The organism is uncultured Dialister sp. (assembly GCF_937959425.1).
Taxonomy (GTDB): domain Bacteria; phylum Bacillota; class Negativicutes; order Veillonellales; family Dialisteraceae; genus Dialister.
Genome location: NZ_CALGPS010000004.1, coordinates 1 through 5,502 on the forward strand (window position 1 = coordinate 1; position 5,502 = coordinate 5,502).

General features: G+C 51.4%; 5 protein-coding genes. 1 reads left to right on the forward strand and 4 read right to left on the reverse strand.

What is annotated here, in order from left to right; genetic code table 11:
- Positions 1-55: 55 nt before the first annotated feature.
- The 4 genes from Q0482_RS00050 to mscL all read right to left on the reverse strand — a co-directional run bounded on the left by Q0482_RS00050 (position 56) and on the right by mscL (position 3,923).
- Positions 56-505 carry a universal stress protein gene (locus Q0482_RS00050; protein WP_299141860.1) on the reverse strand — a complete coding sequence of 150 codons (450 nt, stop codon included), beginning with the start codon at positions 503-505 and terminating at the stop codon, positions 56-58.
- Between the two features lie 115 nt (positions 506-620).
- The gene (locus tag Q0482_RS00055; protein ID WP_299141863.1) at positions 621-1,694 is read right to left on the reverse strand and encodes an MBL fold metallo-hydrolase; all 1,074 of its coding nucleotides are present in this window, start codon (positions 1,692-1,694) and stop codon (positions 621-623) included.
- A 212-nt stretch (positions 1,695-1,906) separates the two neighbouring features.
- Entirely contained in the window at positions 1,907-2,386 is a 480-nt protein-coding gene (locus Q0482_RS00060) for a hypothetical protein (RefSeq protein WP_299141866.1), read from the reverse strand.
- Between the two features lie 1,105 nt (positions 2,387-3,491).
- Complete coding sequence (mscL, locus tag Q0482_RS00065) at positions 3,492-3,923, reverse strand: large conductance mechanosensitive channel protein MscL (RefSeq protein WP_299141868.1); 432 nt, start codon at positions 3,921-3,923, stop codon at positions 3,492-3,494.
- A gap of 333 nt (positions 3,924-4,256) precedes the next feature.
- Here mscL and Q0482_RS00070 point away from each other — a divergent pair, with 333 nt between their 5' ends.
- A complete protein-coding gene (locus tag Q0482_RS00070; RefSeq protein WP_299141871.1) occupies positions 4,257-5,426 on the forward strand; it encodes an iron-containing alcohol dehydrogenase in 1,170 nt (389 codons plus the stop codon).
- Positions 5,427-5,502 lie beyond the last annotated feature (76 nt).

The following is a 5,502-nucleotide window of genomic DNA, read 5'->3' on the forward strand; positions in this document are numbered from 1 at the left end:
GCAGGCGGCCGGGGCTGTGAAAAAATGTTCAATCATTTCTTCACAGCCCCTTTTTTTATTTCACAATCAGTACGGGGCATTTGGAGCGGCTAACCATGTAGCTGGATACGGAGCCCATGAAGATACCTTTCAGGGGGCCTAGGCCGCGGCTGCCCATGACCACCAGGTCGCAGCCCTTTTCTTCTGCCATATTAAGGAGCACCGGTCCCGGGGAGCCTACTTCGTACAGTTCTTCATGGGCAATGCCTTCCGGAACCATGGCGGCTGCTTCTTTCAGGTCTTCTTTGCACTGTTCTTCCAGGTCTTCGGAGAGCTTCGTGGTGAGGCAGCCTTCGGCAATGGATACCTGGTCGAAGTTGCTCATGGCAGATACCATATTGCATACGGAAGCAATGTAAAGGACTGTGCCGTCTCCTGCCTTTGCCAGGTCTATGGCATGGAGAAGCGCTTTTTTCGCATGGTCGGAACCATCATAGGGAACCAGAATCTTTTTATACTTTAACATATAACCCCCACCTTTCTTATCCTGTGAAACGGGGAATTTTCTTTTCTTTATTATAACATACGCAGGAAAGGACAGGAAAGCCACTCCCTTCCTGTCCTTATCCGATTTTTCGTCATCAGAAAACGAAGGTGTCGTTTTCCGGTTTCACTTTTTTATTGTGGAAGGGCACCACCAGGCCCATGTCGTTCTCCGCCTTCAGGTCTTCCATTTCCTGCCAGGTAAGATGGTTAGGCCAGAGGGCAAACTTGGCCCGCCCGTTTTCGAAGAAACAGCGGGCTTTGCCATAGCCGTGGATGCTTCCGGTGAGGAGCACCCCCATGTCCGGATGGGCCATGATGAGCTGCCGGCTGGAGGCACGGGAGAGCTGGGCGTCGGTGAGGAAATAGATATTTCCTTTTTCTATGGTTTCATTGTCCCAGCGCCGGAATATGGAGAAAGGGAGCTCCGTGATTTCATCATGAACAAAATATTTCCGGTGCCCCAGGCGGAGCCATTCGTCGTAAAGTTTGGGAGCCATGTAGATGCCATGGTCTCTGCCGAAGGTGCGGTGAAAGAGGATGCCCATGGAAAGGCCTCTGCCGTAATGGGGAACCGGCATGAGGAGGGGGGCGTTGTCCTTCATAAGGGCGGCGGCCTTCTCCACCACCTGTTTTCTCAGGTCCGGCCCCCGGTCTTTCCGGCTGTAGGCGGCATCAATCACCGCCATGTCGGCGTGAATGCCCCGCACCGCATCACAGCGGTAGAAGGTATCATTTTCCCGATAGTCTCCGGAGAAGAAGAGGCTCCGCCCTTCCATGGAAATAAGGAACCACACGGCACCGGCACAGTGGCCCGTGCGTCCCCATTTCACCGTAAAGCCCGGTTCCAGCTCCAGCTCCGGCGCCGTGGAGTCCAGGATCATGGTGTTCCAAGGCTTGTAGTGAAGCTGCCGGTAGGTCTGGTTGGACATGAGAACCGGGCCGTCAAAGCCCTGCTTTACCAGGTATTCGATGGCGCCGGTGTGGTCCCGGTGGGAGTGGGTAATGAAAAGGTACTCCGCCTTGTGAATCTGCTCCGGCATAATGTCCGGTATGCGGTCCAGACCGTCGGTGGAGGTTCCCGCGTCTACAATAAAAGCGTGGCGGTCTCCCTCCACGTAGAAACAGTTTCTTCCTTCATCGCCGCATCCACCTGCTATAAAAAGCTGCATATCTCCATCTCCATCAGGGCCTGCTTACGGCCCGTTTATTTGATTGAAGTGCGCAGCCGGCTGATGTACCGCCGGCTGTTACCTACAAATCCGCACTTTCGTATCATAAAAGCAGATAAAAGGAGCCCCGCCGAAAAAGCGAGGCTCCTTTGCTTCCTATGTTATTAGATTTATTATATAATTTTTACTCCTCTTTGTAAAGGAAATATCTATCAGTAGGATGTTTTGGATACACGATAGAGGGCGACGTAAATGTCTTCCGCCTCATCCGCCGGATCTTCAAATTTTCCCGGAAGTGGAGCTGCTTTGCCGTCGGGGGTATAGGCTCCTTCCAGTTTGTTCAGGATGCGGTATTTGATTGTCTGTCCCAGCTGGTCTGCCCCTACGGCGGTGTCGTACTGGAGGATGTAGTCCACCATGCGATAATTACCGTAGTCCGGCCAGGTAAGGGGATGCTTGTACACTTCCGCATAGAGGGTGGCGCGGATGACAGGAAGTTCGCCGGCGGAGACCGGATCCCTTTCAATGGTGTCTGCATCTGCATAAATCCGTTCTTCGTCAGAGGTATAGACTACCACATATTTATTGTAATCATTCATCATCTTGTCCGATGTGGGCACTTTCCCTGCCGCCATGGCTGCACCGGGAATCAGGGCACAGGCCAGTGCCAGAGCTGCTAATTGTTTCTTCATCACATATCCTCCTTTTGAATACCAGTCATTTTTAAGTCTATTATACCCTATGAAAGAAGAAATTGGCAAAATCGGAAAGGAGATATTGTCAATTATTGTTATTTTATTTTATAAATGAGCTTGACAATAATCGTAAACCGTTGTATTATATAGTCGTAAACAAAAAGGAAATCACCATTGGCCGTGGTGATTCCACTCATTGTTACCAATCTTTCTCAACAATCCAACGTCTCCAAAAAAGCCTCCCGCAAGGGAGGCTTTAGACGTGTATGGGGAAATGAGTGGGCTGATGGCAATGCACAGCATCCATAGTGCCCCCGCTTCAGTGGGGGAAAGGTGGTGCCGCAGGCACCAAAGGGGGGCCGCTATCCGCTGTCCGCCGACTGCCGACCGCTTCCCGCCAATTGGTATTTACCAGCCCTGGTATCACTAACGCCTGGTACCAAGATTCTTGCTGGCACTCAGAATGACGATGGAGCGGGAAGGTTAGTACATAATGCAGTCTGACGTCTGATTTCTGACTTCTAACATCTAATTCCCGCCCCTATCCTCCGTCGCCTAACGGCGTGCACAACGAACATATTTTGCACTATGCGAACTGGATTTGCAGGGAAGCGACAGCGACTCGAAAATCCAGTGAGTCAGTGACAGCAGAGGATGAAGGAGAGAAAGCGACGCACAAAGTGGAGTGCGTTGTTTCTCCACGGAAAAGCATGTCAATGGATTCTCAGGTCGCTATGCTCCCCCTACGAATCCAGTTCCTTTGCCACCCTTTAGGGGCCACCCACTTTATGTGGAGGAGGCTATAAAATGTGGAGGGGCTATAAACTGCGGCGACAGCCGCCACCACAACCCTCAGCGGCCACAGGCCGCTGTCAACCTAAGGAAGCGCTGATTAAATCGTTGTCTGCTTTTATTCTAGAATTTTTATGCAATGCGAGGAATGGGATGACGCGAATAGCGAGCTATTTAAGGAGTCCCATGACGAAGCAGTGCATAAAAATTCTTATAAAAGCAGACTCTATGAATTAATCAGTGCTTCCTTAAGCCCCTTAAGAACCCTCGGCTCCGCAGGAGCCGTTACCCTTTTTTCTTTGACCTCAGATTATTTCAATTCCGCAGTGCAGTGGGAGCAGCGGGTGGCATCATCGGCAATGACTTCTTTGCAGAAGGGGCATTTTCTCGGTTCCTTAGCCGGCGCTTTCGGGAAGAAGCGGTTGATCTGCTTTACCACGATGAAGATGGCGAAAGCCACGATAAGGAAGTCGATGACATTGTTCAGGAACTGGCCGTAGGCAATGACGGGGATTCCCATTTCCTTGGCTTCTGCCATGGTGGAAACAGGCACGCGGGACAGGGGCAGGAAAAGGTTGGAAAAGTCGATGCCTCCCAGCACATAGCCCAGAGGCGGCATGATAATGTCGCTTACCAGGGAGGAAACGATCTTCCCGAAAGCGGCGCCAATGACAACGCCGACTGCCATGTCTACCACATTGCCGCGAAGGGCAAAATCTTTGAATTCTTTCAGCATGCTCATGAAATAAGAGCTCCTTTCTCACGATGAGAATACTATACATATTTATATCAATATATCACAATTTCCTCCGGCTGCACAATAGAATCTTGGAGGGATTTACCTCTTTTCATCCGGTTTCGCTACATGGAATACACTTTTTTCAGCATTCCGCAAGAATGATTATGTGTCATATCTAAAGGGATTTCTATGCTGATTTCTCAAGAATATATCTGCACATTCCTAAAGATGCTATAATATAATCAGATAATAGAATGATTAATAATTTTATACGGTCCGGCCCGGATGCCGGGAAATCTTCCCCTCCGGGCAGTCATGCAAAGGAGGAGATTTTTTATGTTCCGTTTTACCCTGCCGAGAGATATTTATGTAGGTTACGGCGCCATTGAGAAACTGGCCGTGCTGAAAGGCCATAAGAAAGCCTTTATCTGTACCGGAGGCCATTCCATGCGCCGCGGCGGTTTTCTCCAGAAGGTTGAAAAGGTACTGCAGAACAGCGGCCTCAAGACCCGAACTATGGAGGGTATTGCTCCGGATCCTTCCATTGAGGCCGTCAGGGAAGGGGCCAAAGCAATGGAAGAATTCCAGCCTGACGTTATTGTAGCCATCGGCGGCGGCTCCCCCATCGATGCAGCTAAGGCCATGTGGGTTTTCTATGAGCATCCGGAGCTCACCTTCGATGATGTGAAAAAGCCCTTCTCCCTGCCGCCGCTTAGGCAGAAGGCCATTTTCGTAGCTATCCCTTCCACTTCCGGCACCGCCACTGAAGTGACCTCCTTCTCCGTCATTACAGACTATTCCACAGGCATCAAGTATCCCTTGGCCGATTTCAACCTGACACCGGATCTAGCTATCCTTGACCTGGACATTCCCCTCACCATGCCCAAGACCCTCACCGCCCACACCGGCATGGATGCTTTGACCCACGCCACAGAGGCCTACGTTTCCACCTGTGCCAACGGCTTCACAGACCCTCTGGCCAAGCAGGCGGTATCCGACATTTTTGACAATATGCTGGAATCCTACCACGGCGATAAAGAAGCCCGGGGAAAAATGCACATCGCCCAGTGTCTGGCAGGCATGGCTTTCTCCAACGGCCTTCTGGGCATTACCCATTCCCTGGCCCACAAGATCGGCGCTGTCTTCCACATTCCCCACGGCTGCGCCAATGCCATTCTCCTTCCCTATGTGATTCAGTACAATAAAAAGGCCTGCATGAGCCGCTACGCCGACCTGGCCCGCGTGGTAGGCCTTCCGGGCCACACCGACGCCCAGCTGGTACTGTCCTATGAAGACGCCATCCGCCGCTTCGACCGTCTCATGGACATTCCTCTGTCCCTTGCGGACTACGGCGTTCCGGAAGAACTGTATCTGGACAAAAAGGACGCCATCGCCCATAACGCCGTGCTTGACGCCTGCACTCCGGAAAACCCGCGGAAGGTGGATGATGAAGCCATGGGCCGCATCCTGGAATGCGCCTACTATGGGAAACCGGTGACCTTCTGAGGAAATAGAAATTTCCAAGATAAAAAGGGGCTGTGAAGAAATGATTGAACATTTTTTCACAGCCCCGGCCGCCTGC